This is a genomic window from Telluria antibiotica (assembly GCF_011682055.1).
Classification (GTDB): Bacteria; Pseudomonadota; Gammaproteobacteria; order Burkholderiales; family Burkholderiaceae_D; genus Telluria; species Telluria antibiotica.
In genome coordinates this window covers 229202-246045 of the sequence record NZ_JAAQOM010000010.1, presented here as the reverse complement: position 1 = coordinate 246045, position 16844 = coordinate 229202, and the positions used below count along the sequence as shown (strand labels likewise).

The following is a 16844-nucleotide window of genomic DNA, read 5'->3' as shown; positions in this document are numbered from 1 at the left end:
TCGGGTGGGCGGCCTCCGCCCACGCGGACGCCGGCATTGTGCAAACGTCCGCGTGGGCACGGGGTGCCCACCCTACGTTATTCTGCCTTGCGTTGGGTGGGCGGCCTCCGCCCACGCGGACGCCGGCATTGTGCAAACGTCCGCGTGGGCACGGGGTGCCCACCCTACGGCGTTCGGATAACGCGGACGCCGGCGATGTGTTGGCGTTGTTTCAGGCTTCCGCCGCCTGCGCCTGCGCCTCGGCCAACAGCGAGCGGATCTCGGGGATGCACGACCCGCAGTTGCCGCCCGCCTTCGTGCACGCCGTGACGGCGGCCGCGTCGCACAGGTTGTCGCGGCGGATCGCGATCTCGATCGTCTTGCGGCCCACGCCGAAGCACGAGCACACGGTCGGCCCCGCGTCGAAGGCCGGCTCTTTCGCGCGGCCCGCGAGAAGGCTCATGCGGTCGGCCGGCTCCAGCTGCTCCTTGCCGAACATGCTCGCGAGCCAGGCGCGGGCCGGCAGGTCGGCGCGCTGCGCGACGAACAGGCACGCCTCGATGCGGCCGTCGACGAGGTGCACGGCGCGGTACATGCCGCCGTTCTTGTCTTCGACCTCGATCCAGTCGGCGTCGTCGTCATGCACGTCCAGCAGGCCGCGGGCCCACACGGCCGCGTTGGCGAACGGCTTGCGGCCCGCCAGTTCGTAGCGCACGAAGTCCTTGCCCTGCACGCGCGTCCAGTTGGCGGCCTCGCGCAGCGGCAGGTCCGTGCGCGACAGGATGAAGCCATACCACGTGACGCCGAACGGTTCGATGCGCACGGGCGTGTGCTTGAATTCCGGCTCGCCCGACACCGGATCGACGGCCGGGTTCACGACCGTCCCCACGCGCGCGTCGGACGCCGTCTGGCCGCTCCAGTGGATCGGCATGAACACGCTGCCGCGCGCGATGCCGCCGCCGTGCTGCACGCGCGCCACGACGGCGCCCCAGTCGCTCGTCACGCGCGCCAGTTCGCCCGCCTTCACGCCGGACAGCAGCGCATCCTGCGGGTGCATGTCGATATACGGTTCCGGGATGTGCTCGGCCAGTTTCTGCGAGCGCCCCGTGCGCGTCATCGTGTGCCACTGGTCGCGCACGCGGCCCGTGTTCAGCACGAGCGGATACTCGCCGCCCGGCAGGTGCGCGGGCGCGCGCGGCACCGTCGGCACGAAGCGCGCGCGCCCGTCGCCGTGGGCGAAATGGCCGTCGCCGAATACACGTGCCGTGCGCTCCGCCGGCGTACGCACGGGCCACTGGACCGGCTCGAGGGCATCGTAGTCGGCGCGCGTCATGCCGGCCAGGCCCGTGATGTCGAACACGCGGCGGCGCTGCCCCTCGGTGCCGTTCTTCCAGCCGGACAGGCGTGCGTGCTCGTCGAAGATCTCGTGCGGGCCCTTGAACGCGAAGCCTTCGAAGCCCATGCGGCGCGCGACGTCACACATGATGTCCCAGTCGGCGCGCGCGCTGCCCGGCGCGGCCAGGAACGCGCGCTGGCGCGAGATGCAGCGCTCGGAATTGGTGACGGTGCCGTCCTTCTCGCCCCAGCCGAGCGCCGGCAGCAGCACGTGCGCCGCCTCGTTCGTGTCGGTGCCGAGGACGATGTCGCTTGCCACCACCAGCTCGCATTTTTCCAGCGCGCGCCGTGCCTGGTCGGCGTCGGGGAGGCTCACGAGCGGGTTCGTCGCCATGATCCACACGGCCTTGATCTTGCCGTCCTCGATGGCGCGGAACAGGTCGACGGCCTTCAGGCCCGGCTTGTCCGCCACGTGCGGCGAGCCCCAGAATTCCTGCAATGCCGCGCGCTGCGCCGCATCGTCGAGGTCCATGTGCGCGGCCAGCATGTTCGCAAGGCCCCCCACTTCGCGGCCGCCCATCGCGTTCGGCTGGCCCGTCAGCGAGAACGGTCCCATGCCGGGGCGGCCGATGCGGCCCGTGATCAGGTGGCAGTTGATGATGGCGTTGACCTTGTCGGCGCCGGCGGTCGACTGGTTCACGCCCATCGTGAACGCCGTCACGACCTTTTCCGTCTGCGCGAACAGCTCATAAAAGCGCTCCAGGTCGTGCGGATCGAGGCGGCAGGCCTTGGCCACGTCGGCCAGCGAACCCGCCTTGCCGGCCGCGTCGAGCGCATCGGCAAGGCCCGTCGTGTGGGCGTCGATGAAGCCGTCGTCGGCCGCATGCTCGGCCAGGTGGGCCAGCAGGCCATCGAACAACCACACGTCCGTGCCCGGCTTGACGGGCAGGTGCAGGTCGGCGATGTCGCACGTCGCGGTGCGGCGCGGGTCGATCACGACGACCTTCATCTCCGGCCGTTCCTGCTTCGCGCGCGCGATGCGCTGGTACAACGTGGGGTGGCACCAGGCGGCGTTCGAGCCGACGAGCACGACGAGATCGGCCAGCTCGAAGTCTTCGTAGCTGCCCGGCACGACGTCCTCGCCGAACGCGCGCTTGTGGCCGGCCACCGCGGACGACATGCACAGCCGGGAGTTGGTGTCGATGTTCGCGCTGCCGACGTAGCCCTTCATGAACTTGTTGGCGACGTAGTAGTCCTCGGTCAGCAGCTGGCCGGAGACGTACAGCGCGACGGCGTCCGGCCCGTGCTCGGCGATGACGCGCGCAAAGCCTTGCGCGACCTTGTCCAATGCCTCGTCCCAGGTCGCGGCGCGCAGAGCGCCCTCTTCGCGCAGCATCGGCGACAGCAGGCGGCCGTGGTTGCCGAGCGTTTCGCCAAGCGCGGAGCCCTTCACGCACAAGCGGCCCTGGCTGGCCGGGTGCGCCGTGTCGCCGGCGATCGCGAGCGCGCCGTCCTGCCCGACCTTGGCATTGACGCCGCAGCCGACGCCGCAATACGGGCACGTCGTACGGACGGTAGTGGAAGCAATGGGAAACTGCGCGGACAACTCCATGTGAAACTCCTCGTCAGGCCGCCTGCGCTGCGACGTCATCCGAATGCGCGCGGCCGAACAGCAACTGGTCGCGGATGGACGAAATGTCCGTCCGCTGTTGAATCAGGTCGAAATACCAGGGACCGTCCGCGACGTCCCCGTACAGCACGGCGCCCGTCAGGCGGTTGCCCGCGACGACGAGGCGCTTGTAGATGCCGCTGCGGCGGTCGCGCAGCACGAGGTCTTCGCTGCCCTCGCCGCCGACGATGTCGCCGGCCGAGTACAGGTCGACGCCCGTCACCTTCAGCTTCGTCGCAGTGGCCTGCTGCACGTAGCGGCGGTGGCCCGAGCCCGCGAGGTGGGCGGCGGCAACGCGGGCCTGGTCCCAGATCGGCGCCACGAGGCCGAACGTGGCGCGGCGGTGCTGTACGCATTCGCCGACGGCGTACACGCGCGGGTCGTAGGTCTGCAGCGTGTCGTCGACAACGATGGCGCGCTCGCAGTGCAACCCTGCGGCCTTCGCCAGCTCGACGTTCGGGCGCACGCCGGCCGCCATCACGACGAGGTCGGCGTCGACGGTCTCGCCGTCCTCGAAGCGCACGGACGCGACGCGGTCCGTTCCTTCGATGGCGACGGTCTGGCGGTTCAGCAGGATGCGCAGGCCGCGGAGCTCCAGGCTCGCGCGCAGCAGTTCCGCGGCGGGCGGATCGAGCTGCTGGTTCATCAGGCTGCCCATCACGTGCACGACGGCGACTTCCATCCCCTGGCGCAGCAGGCCGTTCGCAGCTTCCAGGCCGAGCAGGCCGCCGCCGATGACGACGGCCTTCCCGCCCGCGCGCGCGGCAGCGAGCATCGTGTCGACGTCGCTGATGTCGCGAAAACCGATCACGCCCGGCAGCTGGTGGCCCGGCACCGGCACGATGAATGGCTTCGAGCCGGTGGCGATCAACAGGCGATCGTACGGCACGGCGAGGCCCGACGCGGCATGCACGACGCGCTTCTTGCGGTCGATGCGCACGACGGGGTCGCCCGCGTGCAGCGTGATGCCGTTGGCGTCATACCACTCGCGCGTGTTGAGCATGATGTCGTCGACGGTCTTTTCGCCGGCGAGCACGGGCGACAGCAGGATGCGGTTGTAATTCCCGTGCGGCTCGGCGCCGAACACGGTGATGCGGTACATGTCGGGCGCGAGCTTCAACAGCTCTTCGACCGTGCGCATGCCCGCCATGCCGTTGCCGATGACGACCAACCGCGGATGCGCATGCGAGGCTTTCATTTACGCCCCCACCCAGACCTTGCCGTCCTCGACGCGCACGGGATAGCTGGTCACCGAGTGATGCGGCGCCTCCAGGCATTCACCCGTCTGCAGGTCGAAGTGCTGCTTGTAGATCGGCGACGCGACGACGACGCGCTCGCCGATGCTGCCGACGATGCCGCGCGACAGGACGGCCGCATCCGAATTCGGATCGTAGTTATCGATGGCGAACAGGCGCGGCTCCGCGGCGCCCACGCGGAACACGGCCACCTGGCGTCCGTTGAGCAGGGCGGCGACGCCCGTGTCCGGGACGATCTGGTCGAGCGAGCAGACGGCATTCCACTGGTTCAGTTGGATATCGCGATGCATGGTGTTCTCCTTGGTTCGGTTCGGGTCTATCGATCAGGCGACGGCAATGGGGATGGTGCGGCGGCGTTCTTCCACGGTGGCCGGACGGATCTGGCCGCGCTCCGGCATGAACACGACGTTGTCGTCCGTGCCGTCCGTGTTGACGAAGCTGCGGAAGCGCTGGCGCACGGCCGGGTCTTCGACCGCGTTCTTCCACTCGTCGGCATACGTGTCGACGACGCGCTGCATGTCCGCTTCCAGTTCCGCGGCGATGCCCAGCTTGTCGTCGATGACGACCTGCTTCAGGTAATCCAGGCCGCCTTCGAGGTTCTCGCGCCACGTGCTCGTGCGCTGCAGGCGGTCGGCCGTGCGCACGTAGAACATGAGGAAGCGGTCGACCAGTTTGACGACGGTCGCTTCGTCCAGGTCCGACGCGATCAGTTCCGCGTGACGGGGCTTCATGCCGCCGTTGCCGCACACGTACAGGTTCCAGCCCTTCTCCGTCGCGATCAGGCCCACGTCCTTGCCCTGCGCCTCGGCGCATTCGCGGGTGCAGCCCGACACGCCGAACTTGATCTTGTGCGGCGCGCGCAGGCCCTTGTAGCGATTTTCCAGCGCGATGGCGAAGCCGACGGAATCGCCCACGCCGTAGCGGCACCACGTGGAGCCCACGCACGATTTCACCGTGCGCAGCGACTTGCCGTACGCATGGCCCGACTCGAAGCCGGCCGCGATCAGCTCTTCCCAGATCGCGGGCAGCTGGTCCACGCGGGCGCCGAACAGGTCGACACGCTGGCCGCCCGTGATCTTCGTGTACAGGCCGTATTTCTTGGCGACCTGGCCGACGGCGATCAGGCCTTCCGGGGTCACTTCGCCGCCCGGCATCCGGGGCACGACGGAATACGTGCCGTCCTTCTGGATGTTGCCGAGGAAGTAGTCGTTCGAGTCCTGCAGGCTCGCGTGCTCGGGCTTCAGCACGAAGTCGTTCCACGTCGACGCGAGGACGCTGGCGGCGACCGGCTTGCAGATGTCGCAACCCAGGCCCTTGCCGTGCTTGTGCAGCAGCTCGCCGAAGGTCTTGATGCCGCCCACGCGCACCAGGTGGTGGATTTCCTGGCGCGAGTACGGGAAGTGTTCGCACAGGTGGTTGTTGACGGCCATGCCGGCCTTCGCCATCTCGGACTTCATGATCTGCGTGACGAGCGGCACGCAGCCGCCGCACGACGTGCCTGCATTCGTGCACGACTTGATCGCGCCGATATCGCAGGCGCCGCCCGCGACCGCGTCGGCGATGGTGCCCTTGCTGACGGCATTGCACGAGCAGACTTGCGCGGATGCCGGCAGCGCCTCCACGCCCAACGCCGGACGCGCGGCACCGTCAAGCTGCGGCAGGATCAGGAATTCCGGCGACTCCGGCAGCTCCATATCGTTGAGCATCATCTGCAGCAGGCTGCCGTATTCGGCGGCGTCGCCGATCAGCACGGCGCCCAGCAGCTTCTTGCCGTCGTCGGAGACGACGATCTTCTTGTAGACCTGCTTGCGCTCGTCCGTGAACTGGAAGCTGCGCGCGCCCGGCGTGTTGCCGTGGGCGTCGCCGATCGACGCGACGTCCACGCCCATCAGCTTCAGCTTCGTGCTCATGTCGGCGCCGGCGAACTCGGCTTCCTGGCCGATCAGCGCGCGCGCGACGATGCGGGCCATTTCATAACCCGGCGCGACGAGGCCGAACGTCTGGCCGCCCCACGATGCGCACTCGCCGATGGCGTAGATGTTCGGGTCCGACGCGAGGCAAGAAGCGTCGATGGCGACGCCGCCGCGCGGGCCCAGTTCCAGGCCGGCGGCCTTCGCGAGTTCGTCGCGCGGGCGGATGCCGGCCGAGAACACGATCATGTCCGTCTCGAGGAAGCTGCCGTCCGCGAACTCCATGCGGTGCCTGGCCGACTCGCCGTCCACGATGCGCAGCGTGTTCTTCTGCGTGTGCACCTTGACGTCCAGCGCTTCGATCTTGTTGCGCAGGACGCGGCCGCCCAGGTCGTCGACCTGCACGGCCATCAGGCGCGGTGCGAATTCGACGACGTGCGTGTCGAGGCTCATGTCGCGCAGCGCCTTGGCGCACTCGAGACCCAGCAGGCCGCCGCCCACGACGACGCCGGACTTCGAACGGGCGCCGCATTCCGTCATTTTTTCCAGGTCTTCGATGGTGCGGTAGACGAAGATGTCGTCGCGCTCCTTGCCCGGGACGGGCGGCACGAACGGATAGGAGCCGGTCGCGAACACGAGCTTGTCGTAGGCCAGCACGGCGCCATCGGCCAGGGTCACGGTCTTCGCATCACGATCGACCGCCACGGCCTGCGCGTTCAGCTTCAGGTCGATCTGGGCGGCATGCTTCTCGAAGAAGCCCGGTGCGACGAGCGACAGCTGGTCGGCCGTCGTGCCCGAGAAGTACGACGACAGGTGCACGCGGTCATAGGCAGGACGCGGTTCCTCGCACAGCACGGTGACGTGGAAGTGCGTCGACTGCGCGGCCTCCGCGAACAGGGTTTCGAGGAATTTGTGGCCCACCATGCCGTGGCCGATGACGATCAGTTTCATGTTGCGACTCCTTGCTTGCTACGACGTGTATGTGGTTCAGGCGGCTGCGGGTGCCGGCGTTTCGGGGGCGGCGAGCGAGAAGCGCACACCGATCGCGCACAGCGCCGCGACGAGGACGGCGCCGCCGAGGATCATCAGGGTCTGGCGCACGTCTCCGGTCGCCTTCATCAGGAAGCCGGCCAGCACGGCGCCGACGTTGCCGCCCGCGCCGACGATGCCGGCCACGCCGCCCAGCGCCTTGCGGCTGACGAACGGCACCAGCGCATAGGTCGAACCGCAGGCCATGTGGGTGCACAGGCCGAAAGCCAGCATGGCGACGATGGCCATCGTGACGCTGGTGGTCTGCGAGAACCACAGCAGGCCAAGGCCCTCGCCGATCATCAGGATGAACAGCAGGTTCACGCGGGAATTCAGGTCGCCGCGCGCGGCCGCCTTGTCCGAGATCCAGCCGCCGAGGGCACGGGCGAACAGGGCCAGCAGGCCGAAGCTGCCGGCGGCCATCCCGGCCGCTTTCAGCGACAGGCCGAAGTGGTCGACGTAATAGGTGGCGGCGACGTTGTGGATGAACAGTTCGATGCCGAAGCAGGCGCCGTAGGTGATGAACAGCAGCCAGGCGCGGTAGTTGCGGCAGGCTTCGAAGAAGCTCGCCCAGCCGCCCTTGCCGCCCGATTCGAACGGCACGCCGGCGGCGCGCAGTTCCGTGAAGTTACCTTCCGGGCAGTCCTGCGTGAATTTGTAGTAGACGACGGACATGATCAGCATCAGCACGCCCGGCACCAGCAGCGCGACGCGCCAGCCCATCGTCTCGTTCACGCCCAGCATGATCACGGCGCCCATCAGCAGCGGCATCGTGGCTTGCGCGACGCCGCCGCCGCTGTTGCCCCAGCCGGCCGACGCCGCGTTCGCGGTGCCGACGACCTTCGGGCCGAACATCACCGAGGTGTGGTACTGGGTGATCACGAAGCTGGCGCCGACGGCACCGATGCCGAGGCGGAACAGCAGGAAGCTCTCATAGCTCTGCGACATGGCGACGCCCAGCACGGGGATCGCGCCCAGTGCCAGCAGGCCGGTGTAGGTCTTGCGCGGGCCGAAGCGGTCGCACAGCGGGCCGACGATCAGGCGCACGATGATCGTGATGGCGACGGCGGCGATGTTGATGTCGGCGATCTGGCCGACGGACAGGTGGAACTCGCCTTTAATCACCGGCATCAGCGGTGCGCAGGCAAACCAGGCGAAAAAGCAGACGAAGAAGGCCACCCAGGTCAGGTGGAACGCGCGCATCGGGGGCGTATCAAAGGAGAATAGCTTGATGCTGTTTGCTTTGCCGGCCATGTTTTTCTTCCCTTCTTAAAAACGAAAAGGCGCCCGCTGCGTACCGCGGCCGCGAATGGGAATCGCGTGTGCGGTGCAGCGGACGCCGTTGTCCTGTTGCCGCCCCTCCGTTGGGACAGCGCTGTGATGGGAGGTCGCCTTTGACCCCTTACCTCCCTATGTGCAAGACCCGTGCCAGATGGTTTTCCCTCATAAGACCGTATTTACCCGGGTCTCCCGCTTCATTGCAGTGCACCATGCACGGTAATAACGCACGCAAATGAGGCACGCGCTGACGCACCCGTTTGGCATGGTGCAGGCGCTAGGCGCCGGCGAGGGCGACACGGCGGATGGGAAAGGCGGCCGCATACGCGGCCGGCGCGCTGCCGTCCCATACCTTGCCGTCCATGAGCACGGAGCGGCGGGTCAGGCTCGAAGGTGCGGGCACGCCGGCCAGCACGGCGGCCTCGCGGTACAGGCCCACGCGGTTCACGCGCGCGGCCACGGCCGCGTAGTCGACGTCGTCGCGCAGCAGGCCCCAGCGCCGGTGCTGGGTCATGAACCACATGCCGTCGGACAGGTAGGGGAAGTTGGCCTCGCCGTCCGAGTGGAAGCGGACGGGGTCGGGATCGATCCAGCGCCGTCCCAGGCCGTTCTCGTACTCGCCGTGCAGGCGCGCGGCGATGGCGTGGCGGTCGGCGTTCACGTAGCCGGGACTCGACAGCACCTCGGCGGCCGCGTCGCGATTCTCGCCCGCCGCGTCGAGCCAGCGCGCCGCTTCCAGCACGGCCGCGACCAGCGAGCGGCACGCGTGCGGATTGGCGTCGACGAAGGCCGCGGTCGCGCCCAGCGCCTTGCCGGGGTGGTCGGGCCAGATGTCCTGGCTCGTGGCGGCCGTGAAGCCGCTGCCGTCCAGCAGCGCGCGGGTGCTCCACGGCTCGCCGGCGCAGAAGCCGTCCATGTGGCCCGCCGCGAGGTTCACGGCCATCTGGCTGGGCGGCACGGTCACGGCCTGCACGTCGCGCAGCGGGTCGATGCCGCCGGCGGCCAGCCAGTAATAGAGGAACATCGCGTGATTCCCCGTGGGGAAGGTGTGGGCAAAGGCGAAGCGGCGCCCGCCCTTGCGGACGGCGGCGGCCAGTTGCGGGAGGTCGGCGATGCCCTGGCGCGCGAGCGCGCGCGCGAGGGTGATGGACTGGCCGTTGCGCGACAAATTCATCAGCACGGCCATGCGCCGGGTCACGCCGCCGATGCCGTTCTCCACGCCGTACAGCATGCCGTACAGGACGTGCGCCACGTCGGTCTCGCCCTGCAGCAGGCGGTCGCGCATGCCCGACCACGAGTGCTGGCGGCACAGGTCCAGCTTGATACCGTATTTGTCGTCCAGCCCCAGCACGGACGCCATCACGAGGGGCGCGCAATCCGTCAGAGGCATGAAGCCGGCCCTGATCACGGTCTTTTCCGGGCGGTCCGATCCCGACACGAAGGCATGTGCCATGCTGTTCCTTATTCTTACCCGAGGAGATCCTCGACATCCAGGATGCGCTGGGCCACTTCGGCCAGCTTGAGTTTCTTGTTCATCGCCATCGTGCGCAGCCGCTGGTAGGCCTCTTCTTCCGTCAGCTTGTTGCGCGCCATCAGGACGCCCTTGGCGCGCTCGATCAGCTTGCGGTCGGCCAACTGGCGGCGCGTGTCCGACAACTCGTCCAGCAGCTTCTGCTCGCGCTGGAAGCGCTTCAGCGCCACGTCCAGCACGGGTTTCACGCGCTCGGCCTGCAGGCCATCGACGATGTACGCGGTCACGCCCGCGTCGATCGCGGCGTCCATGCTGGACGGCGTCTGGTCGTCCGTGAACAGCACGATCGGGCGCGGCTCGTCGCGCGTGGCGATCACGATGTGCTCGAGCACGTCGCGCGCGTCGGATTCGCTGTCGATGATGATCATGTCCGGCTGGATCTGCGCGATCCGCTCGGGCAGGAAGATGTCGGCCGGCAGCATGGCTACGATGTCGTAGCCGGATTCCAGCAGGCCGATGCGCAGCGCGGTGTTGCGCCGAGCCTGCGCGGCACGCGCGGACTCGTCCGTGACGTGATCCGTCGCAGTGTTGACGACGACGATGCGCAACGTGCGCTGGACCTTGGAAGGCGATTTCATGCCCTTGGGGCAAGCAAGTTTCGGGCCATAACTGCCGAGCGCGGCGATCAGGACGGCGTCAGATATTCACGGACCGAATCGCGGGAGTGCACATCCGCAATAGTTATCTCACAGAAATATTCACAAAACGAATGGGAAGCATCACAAATCAAAAGTTCATTTATGACGCGGTTCTCCCTATACTGCATCGCAACACGACAGATTTCTCACCGGAGATGACCATGACGACCGCAACGATCACCCAGGCAGACAAGGGTCTGCGCCACCACCTGGCAGACGCATTCGGCAAGATCCGCGCTTTCGCGATCGAGCTCTATACGGCACACGGCGGCTGGTTCGCCCACGACGCCGCGCAGCCGGCCAGCGGCGCCTTCGCCCGCAACCGCACCGTGGCGGACCGCGTGATCCTGGGCCCGTTCTGCGCCTCCGCGCTGACCGCCGACATGGCACGCAAATCGTCGACCCACTAATACCATCATCCAAGGATAAAATCATGACCCCGATCGAATACCTCACCGTCGCCATCGCCGCCGCCGCCGTCATCACCCGCATCGTGATCTTCGTGCGCAACCCGACCGTCACCGCCCCTGCCGACCTGTGGCTGGCGAACGCGCCGACCGAACTGTGGATGGGCGAATACGCCCGCCCGAAAAACGCCGCCTGATCGACGGCAGCGCAACGACGTCTCCCGACGCCCGGCATTGGCCGGGCGTTGTCTTTTGTGCGGCGATTCCGCCCAGCACCGTTGTCGGCTGAGATAGAATGCTTTTTTGCAATTCTGACCAAGAAAAGCAAACTGTTCCTCATTTATCCACCCGACTGATGATGCGACTTCCCTCTCTTGCCGTTCTCGCCGCCCTGCTGGCGCCCCCTGTTTTTGCCGCGACACCCGTGACCCTCGACGACGCGATGGCCAGCCCCGACTGGATCGGCACGCCCGTCGAAGCGGCGTGGTGGAGCTGGGACGGCAAGCAGGTGTTCTACAAACAGAAGCGCACGGGCTCGCCGCTGCGCGACACGTGGGGCCTCGATGCGGCCCGGGGCGGCCGCGCGGCGCAGGTGGCAGACGCCGACCTCCCGAAGCTCGACACCCCGGAAACGCTGTACAACCGTGCGCGCACCCGCGCCGTCGTCGTGCGCAACGGCGACCTGTTCGAACGCGACCTCAGGAACGGCGCGCTCGTGCAGATCACGCGCAGCCATGGTGGGGCCGTGCAGGCCGTGCAGGCCGTGCAGTATTCAGCCGACGAGCGCAGCGTGCAGTTCCGCATCGGCGACGACTGGTTCGGATGGGACCGCAACGAGCGCGTGCCGGCACCGATCGCCCTGCCCCGCGCCGCCAAGGACCCGAACGTGCCGGAACCGGATGCGCTGCGCGACATGCAGCTGCGGCTGTCCACGATCCTGAAGCGCCAGAAGGACGAGCGCGACGCGGCGCGCGCCCAGGCCGAGCAGGAACGCCGCGCCGACCCGACCCGCGCCCCGGCCCCGATCTACCTCGGCGACAGGATCGCCATCGTGAACAGCGCGCTGTCGCCGGACGGGCGCTGGCTGCTCGTCGTCACGGGTCCGAAGGATGCGCCCAAGGGCCGCGCGGGCAAGATGCCGCGCTACGTGACGGAAAGCGGCTACGAGGAATTCTCGGAAGAGCGCACGCGCGTGGGCCGCAACGCGCCCGCGGGCCAGGGCCTCAAGCTCGTCAACCTGGCGACGCACGACGTGAAGGACCTGGCGCTGGACGTCCTGCCCGGCATCGCGACGGACCCGCTGGCGCAGCTGCGTGCCGCGCACAAGCTCGAGCCGCTGAAGGGCCTGCGGCCGGTGACGATCGGCTCCGAAGGCGAAGGCATCGTGTGGAGCCAGGACGGCAGCAACGCGGCCGTGCAGCTGCGCGCCGTCGACAACAAGGACCGCTGGATCGCCACCGTCGACCTGCCGCACGCTGCCCTGAAACCCGTGCACCGCCTGACGGACGAAGCCTGGATCAACTACGACAACAACGACTTCGGCTGGCTGCCGGACGGCAGCACGCTGTGGTATCTGTCGGAAGAAACCGGGTACTCGCACCTGTACGTGCGCGACGCGGCCGGCCGCACGCGCGCGCTCACGCAAGGCGCGTGGGAAGCGACGGACGTGGCGTGGTCCGCCGACGGCCGCACGGCCTGGGTGATGTGCAACCGCAAGGCGCCGCACACGTACGAAGTCTGCGCTGTCGACGCCGCGGCCGGCGCCACGCGCGAAGTGAGCAGCCTGGCCGGCGTGCAGGATTTCCGCCTGTCGCCGGACCAGAAGAAGCTGCTCGTCCATTATTCCGGCCCGTACCTGCCGGCGCAGATCGCGACCTTGCCGTCGTCCGGCGGTGACGCGGTCCGCCTGACCGACACGCGCACGCCGGAATTCAAGGCGCACGAGTGGATCCAGCCGCAATTCGTGACGGTGCCGTCGACGCACGGCGGCGCGCCGATCTGGGCCAAGCTGTACCGCCCCGCGCAGCTGGAGGCCGGAAAAAAATATCCGGTCGTGATGTTCGTGCACGGCGCGGGCTATCTGCAGAACGTCACGCAGCGCTACACGCCGTACTTCCGCGAGCAGATGTTCCACAACCTGCTCGTGCAGAACGGCTACGTCGTCCTCGACATGGACTACCGCGCATCGAAGGGGTATGGCGTCAAGTGGCGCACGGCGATCTACCGCCAGATGGGCCACCCGGAGCTGGACGACTACCTCGACGGCGTGAACTGGATGGTCGCCAACGAACAGGGCGACCCGGCCCGCGTGGGCATCTACGGCGGCAGCTACGGCGGCTTCATGACGTTGATGGGCATGCTGCGCGCGCCCGACGTCTTCAAGGCCGGCGCCGCGCTGCGTCCCGTGTCCGACTGGACCTCGTACAACCACGAGTACACGTCGAACATCCTGAATACGCCGGACGTCGATCCGGAAGCGTACAAGACGTCATCGCCGATCGAGTACGCGCAGAACCTCAAGGGCCATCTGCTGATCGCGCACGGCATGGTCGACGACAACGTGTTCTTCCAGGACTCAGTGCGCATGGCCGAGCGCCTGATCGAATTGAAGAAGGACCACTGGGAGCTGGCGCCGTATCCGCTCGAGAAGCATTCGTTCGTGCAGCCGGAGAGCTGGTATGACGAGTATCGGCGCATCTTCCAGCTGTTCGAGCGCACGTTGAAATAACCCGTTTTCGGTGCGCGTACGCTTGGTGGGCTCGGGGAGCCCACCCTACGGCCGAAACAAATCAAACGTGTGCGGACCGCATGCCTACGCACGTATCGACGACGTAGGGTGGGCACCCCGTGCCCACGCGTAACGCCAACATGCCGCAAACGTTCGCGTGGGCTCGCATTTCATGCCCCACCCTACGGCGCTTTTGCTCCCGCCTCGAACCACGCGCCGATCTCCGCCCGCTCGGACTCCGTCATATTGGTCATGTTCGCGAGCGGCATCGCCTTCAACTGCACGGCCTGCTGGTAGATGCGGGGCGCGTTCTGCGCGATGCCGTGCGCGTCGTCCAGCATCACGCCCGCGGGCGCGCTCGCGAAGCCCGGCTGCGTCGGATGCGCCGCATGGCACGACACACAGCGCTGGGCGACGATCGCCTGCACGCGCAAGAAATCGACCTTCCCCGCCGCGACGGCAGGCCGCGGCGGCGCCAGCGCCACCGCGAGCCCCAGCAGCAGCGCCACGCCGATGGCCGGATACACCCACTCGACGCGTCCCTTGTGGCGCAGGTTGAAGAAGTGGCGGATGAAGACGCCAGCCGCCATGATCACGCCCAGCACGGCCCACGCGTGCGGATGACGGTAGGTCATCGCGAAGTGGTTGCTGATCATGATGAACAGCACGGGCAACGTGAAGTAGTTGTTGTGGACGCTGCGCTGCTTGCCGCGGATGCCGTACACCGGGTCGGGCTTCTGCCCGGCGCGCATCGCCTCCACCATCCTGCGCTGGCCGGGAATGATCACCATCGCCACGTTCGCGACCATGATGGTGCCGATCATCGCCCCCACGTGGATGTACGCGGCGCGGCCGCTGAGCACATGCGTCAGCAGCCAGGCCGCGCCCACCAGCAGCGCGAACACGACGATGCCGAACGCGAGATCGTGCTTGCCGAGCGGCGAGCGGCACAGCAGGTCGTACACGACCCAGCCCGCGACGATGCAGCCCAGCCCGACGCCGACGGCCTGCCAGGGCGCCAGGTCGGCCACGGCGCGGTCGACCATCATCGCCTGCGCGTTGAGCCAGTACACGATGACGAGCAGCGCGAAGCCCGACAGCCACGTCGAATACGCTTCCCACTTGAACCAGTGCAGCTCCGCCGGCAGCTCGGCCGGTGCGACGAGATACTTCTGCGGGTTGTAGAAGCCGCCGCCGTGCACGGCCCACAGCTCGCCCGCGACGCCCTTGTTGGCGAGGTCGGAGCCGGGCGCGGGCGGGCGCAGCGAATTATCCAGCCAGACGAAGTAGAACGAGGCGCCGATCCAGGCGATGCCGGTGATGACGTGCAGCCAGCGCACGAGCATGTTCATCCATTCGAGTACGTACGGGACCAGGTATTCCATCGGGACTCCTCAGCGTGACCGGCAGGCGACACCACCGCCGATATATTTTCTGGAACATGAAAAATAACGTATATTTAAAATCAGACTACGTATATAACAATCATACCAAGCAAGCCCCATGTCCAGCCTGCCCCAGCACCTCGACCTGCACCTGATCCGCATCCTGTATCTGCTGCTCGTCGAGAAGAACGTCTCGCGCGTCGCCCTGAAACTGAACCAGCCGCAGCCGTCGATCTCGGCGTCGCTGCGCAAGCTGCGCGAGCTGACGGGCGACCCGCTGCTCGTGCGCGGTGCGCGCGGCATGGTGCCCACGCAGCATGGCGAAAGCCTGCTCAAGCCCGCCAAGCGCATCCTCGACGAGACGGAAAGCCTGTTCGTGCGCAGGACGCCGTTCGTACCGGAACAGGCCGACCGCACGTTCCACATCGCGGCGCCCGACTACCTCGACACGCAATTCCTGCCCGGTGTCGTCGCCTCGATCCGGCGCGGCGCGCCGAACAGCCGCGTGACGATCCACCACCTCGGGCCGGGCACGGACTACCTGCGCATGCTGTCCGACGGCGAGATGGACCTCGTCATCGCCAACTGGGACGAGCCGCCGCCGCACCTGCACATCTCCAAGTTGTTCGAAGACCCGATCATCTGTACGATGCGGGCCGACAGCGCCTACGCCAAGCGCACGGCGTCCGACGCGATGACGGTCGAGGACTATCTCACCCTGCCCCACATCGCGCCGACCGCGATGCTGCCGGGCTACCACGGCGTCATCGACGCCTTCCTCGAACGCCAGGGCCTGCACCGCAAGGTGGCCGTGGAATCGCCCTATTTCGGCCTGATCCCGTACATGCTCACGCAGACGGACCTCGTGCTGACGACGGGGCGCCAGTTCATCCGTTTCTACGAAAAGACGCTGCCGCTGAAGAATTTCACGGTACCGATCAAGTTCCCGCCGATGCGCTTCTACCAGCTGTGGCACCAGCGTGTGCACCAGTCGCCCGAGCACAAGTGGCTGCGCGATCAGGTGACGGCCGCGGCCAAGGTGGTCGTCAACCGGTAGGGGTTAAATCGTAGGGTGGGCACCCCGTGCCCACCGTGCATTGCCGAAACGCGTGCATTTGGTGGGCACGGGGTGCCCACCCTACCTGGCCTGCTGCATCTGCGCCGTCAACTGCTGGAATTGCAGCGCCAGTCGCCGGCACGGTTCCTGCTTGGCTTCACACAGCACTTTCATCTCGACGAACGTCCCCTTGTCCGTCTTGCGGACGATGCGCCGGACGACGGCCGGATACGCGTCGTGCCCCTTCGGCACGAACGACCACACGGCCAGTTCCGGCTTCTGGACGGTGACGACGGTCCAGCCGTCCGGATGGCTGAACTTCGCGTCCGGGTTCTTTTCCAGCGCGGCCAGCGCGTCGGCGACCTTCGCGTAGCCGAGCGGGCGCGGCTTGTCCTGGGCGTGGACGTGGCCGGCCAGGACCAGCGCGGCGGCGAGGAAAGACAGTGCAAATCGTTTCATGGGGCAATATCGGGTTGTCATGGCGGCATCGTGACACGGGCGGCGGATCGCGGCAACACGATTCGCAGGGCCCCGAGGGCGTCGATCCGTGTGAGAATCACGTGCGGCAAAAAATATTTGCGCCGCGCATGAACCTTCGCGCGGCCGGCAGGTATTCACGGCAAAACAGCAGAGAGCGCATGG

At 67.4% G+C, this 16844-nt stretch carries 13 protein-coding genes; 4 read left to right on the top strand and 9 right to left on the bottom strand.

Features of this window, described 5'->3' with window-relative positions; genetic code table 11:
* Nucleotides 1–211: 211 nt before the first annotated feature.
* The 7 genes from HAV22_RS17830 to HAV22_RS17800 form a co-directional block, all read right to left on the bottom strand.
* Entirely contained in the window at nucleotides 212–2926 is a 2715-nt protein-coding gene (locus HAV22_RS17830) for a nitrate reductase (RefSeq protein ID WP_166860852.1), read from the bottom strand.
* A gap of 13 nt (nucleotides 2927–2939) precedes the next feature.
* Entirely contained in the window at nucleotides 2940–4181 is a 1242-nt protein-coding gene (locus HAV22_RS17825) for an NAD(P)/FAD-dependent oxidoreductase (RefSeq protein ID WP_166860850.1), read from the bottom strand.
* Nucleotides 4182–4529 carry a nitrite reductase small subunit NirD gene (nirD, locus tag HAV22_RS17820; protein ID WP_166860848.1) on the bottom strand — a complete coding sequence of 116 codons (348 nt, stop codon included), beginning with the start codon at nucleotides 4527–4529 and terminating at the stop codon, nucleotides 4182–4184.
* A gap of 33 nt (nucleotides 4530–4562) precedes the next feature.
* Complete coding sequence (gene nirB, locus HAV22_RS17815) at nucleotides 4563–7100, bottom strand: nitrite reductase large subunit NirB (protein ID WP_166860846.1); 2538 nt, start codon at nucleotides 7098–7100, stop codon at nucleotides 4563–4565.
* 36 nt (nucleotides 7101–7136) lie between these two features.
* The gene (locus HAV22_RS17810) at nucleotides 7137–8432 is read right to left on the bottom strand and encodes an MFS transporter (RefSeq protein WP_166860845.1); all 1296 of its coding nucleotides are present in this window, start codon (nucleotides 8430–8432) and stop codon (nucleotides 7137–7139) included.
* A 301-nt stretch (nucleotides 8433–8733) separates the two neighbouring features.
* On the bottom strand, nucleotides 8734–9909 hold the full coding sequence (locus HAV22_RS17805) for a CmpA/NrtA family ABC transporter substrate-binding protein (protein ID WP_166860843.1): 1176 nt from the start codon (nucleotides 9907–9909) through the stop codon (nucleotides 8734–8736).
* A 14-nt stretch (nucleotides 9910–9923) separates the two neighbouring features.
* The gene (locus HAV22_RS17800) at nucleotides 9924–10565 is read right to left on the bottom strand and encodes an ANTAR domain-containing response regulator (RefSeq protein ID WP_166860841.1); all 642 of its coding nucleotides are present in this window, start codon (nucleotides 10563–10565) and stop codon (nucleotides 9924–9926) included.
* 221 nt (nucleotides 10566–10786) lie between these two features.
* Here HAV22_RS17800 and HAV22_RS17795 point away from each other — a divergent pair, with 221 nt between their 5' ends.
* The 3 genes from HAV22_RS17795 (at nucleotide 10787) to HAV22_RS17785 (ending at nucleotide 13760) form a co-directional block, all read left to right on the top strand.
* Nucleotides 10787–11035: a hypothetical protein gene (locus HAV22_RS17795; protein WP_166860839.1), complete on the top strand. Its 249-nt coding sequence runs from the start codon at nucleotides 10787–10789 to the stop codon at nucleotides 11033–11035.
* Between the two features lie 23 nt (nucleotides 11036–11058).
* On the top strand, nucleotides 11059–11229 hold the full coding sequence (locus HAV22_RS17790) for a hypothetical protein (protein ID WP_166860837.1): 171 nt from the start codon (nucleotides 11059–11061) through the stop codon (nucleotides 11227–11229).
* A 161-nt stretch (nucleotides 11230–11390) separates the two neighbouring features.
* On the top strand, nucleotides 11391–13760 hold the full coding sequence (locus tag HAV22_RS17785) for a S9 family peptidase (protein WP_208296244.1): 2370 nt from the start codon (nucleotides 11391–11393) through the stop codon (nucleotides 13758–13760).
* 182 nt (nucleotides 13761–13942) lie between these two features.
* Here the strand turns inward: HAV22_RS17785 and HAV22_RS17780 are convergent, their stop codons facing one another.
* Nucleotides 13943–15145 (bottom strand): urate hydroxylase PuuD, encoded by a 1203-nt coding sequence (locus HAV22_RS17780; protein ID WP_166860833.1) that lies wholly within the window; start codon nucleotides 15143–15145, stop codon nucleotides 13943–13945.
* Nucleotides 15146–15263: 118 nt separating this feature from the next.
* On the opposite strand from HAV22_RS17780, the gene HAV22_RS17775 reads away from it, so the two are divergent.
* Nucleotides 15264–16202 carry a LysR substrate-binding domain-containing protein gene (locus HAV22_RS17775; protein ID WP_166860831.1) on the top strand — a complete coding sequence of 313 codons (939 nt, stop codon included), beginning with the start codon at nucleotides 15264–15266 and terminating at the stop codon, nucleotides 16200–16202.
* A gap of 81 nt (nucleotides 16203–16283) precedes the next feature.
* On the opposite strand, the gene HAV22_RS17770 is transcribed toward HAV22_RS17775, so the two are convergent.
* On the bottom strand, nucleotides 16284–16661 hold the full coding sequence (locus HAV22_RS17770; RefSeq protein WP_166860829.1) for a hypothetical protein: 378 nt from the start codon (nucleotides 16659–16661) through the stop codon (nucleotides 16284–16286).
* Between the last annotated feature and the right edge of the window lie 183 nt (nucleotides 16662–16844).

Bases quoted from the DNA above. Each gene is read 5' to 3' on its own strand.
- HAV22_RS17830 (WP_166860852.1), bottom strand. From the start codon at position 2,926: ATGGAGTTGTCCGCGCAGTTTCCCATTGCTTCCACTACCGTCCGTACG.
- HAV22_RS17800 (WP_166860841.1), bottom strand. From the start codon at position 10,565: ATGAAATCGCCTTCCAAGGTCCAGCGCACGTTGCGCATCGTCGTCGTC.
- HAV22_RS17805 (WP_166860843.1), bottom strand. From the start codon at position 9,909: ATGGCACATGCCTTCGTGTCGGGATCGGACCGCCCGGAAAAGACCGTG.
- HAV22_RS17775 (WP_166860831.1), top strand. From the start codon at position 15,264: ATGTCCAGCCTGCCCCAGCACCTCGACCTGCACCTGATCCGCATCCTG.
- HAV22_RS17770 (WP_166860829.1), bottom strand. From the start codon at position 16,661: ATGAAACGATTTGCACTGTCTTTCCTCGCCGCCGCGCTGGTCCTGGCC.
- HAV22_RS17810 (WP_166860845.1), bottom strand. From the start codon at position 8,432: ATGGCCGGCAAAGCAAACAGCATCAAGCTATTCTCCTTTGATACGCCC.
- nirD (WP_166860848.1), bottom strand. From the start codon at position 4,529: ATGCATCGCGATATCCAACTGAACCAGTGGAATGCCGTCTGCTCGCTC.
- nirB (WP_166860846.1), bottom strand. From the start codon at position 7,100: ATGAAACTGATCGTCATCGGCCACGGCATGGTGGGCCACAAATTCCTC.
- HAV22_RS17785 (WP_208296244.1), top strand. From the start codon at position 11,391: ATGCGACTTCCCTCTCTTGCCGTTCTCGCCGCCCTGCTGGCGCCCCCT.
- HAV22_RS17790 (WP_166860837.1), top strand. From the start codon at position 11,059: ATGACCCCGATCGAATACCTCACCGTCGCCATCGCCGCCGCCGCCGTC.
- HAV22_RS17780 (WP_166860833.1), bottom strand. From the start codon at position 15,145: ATGGAATACCTGGTCCCGTACGTACTCGAATGGATGAACATGCTCGTG.
- HAV22_RS17795 (WP_166860839.1), top strand. From the start codon at position 10,787: ATGACGACCGCAACGATCACCCAGGCAGACAAGGGTCTGCGCCACCAC.
- HAV22_RS17825 (WP_166860850.1), bottom strand. From the start codon at position 4,181: ATGAAAGCCTCGCATGCGCATCCGCGGTTGGTCGTCATCGGCAACGGC.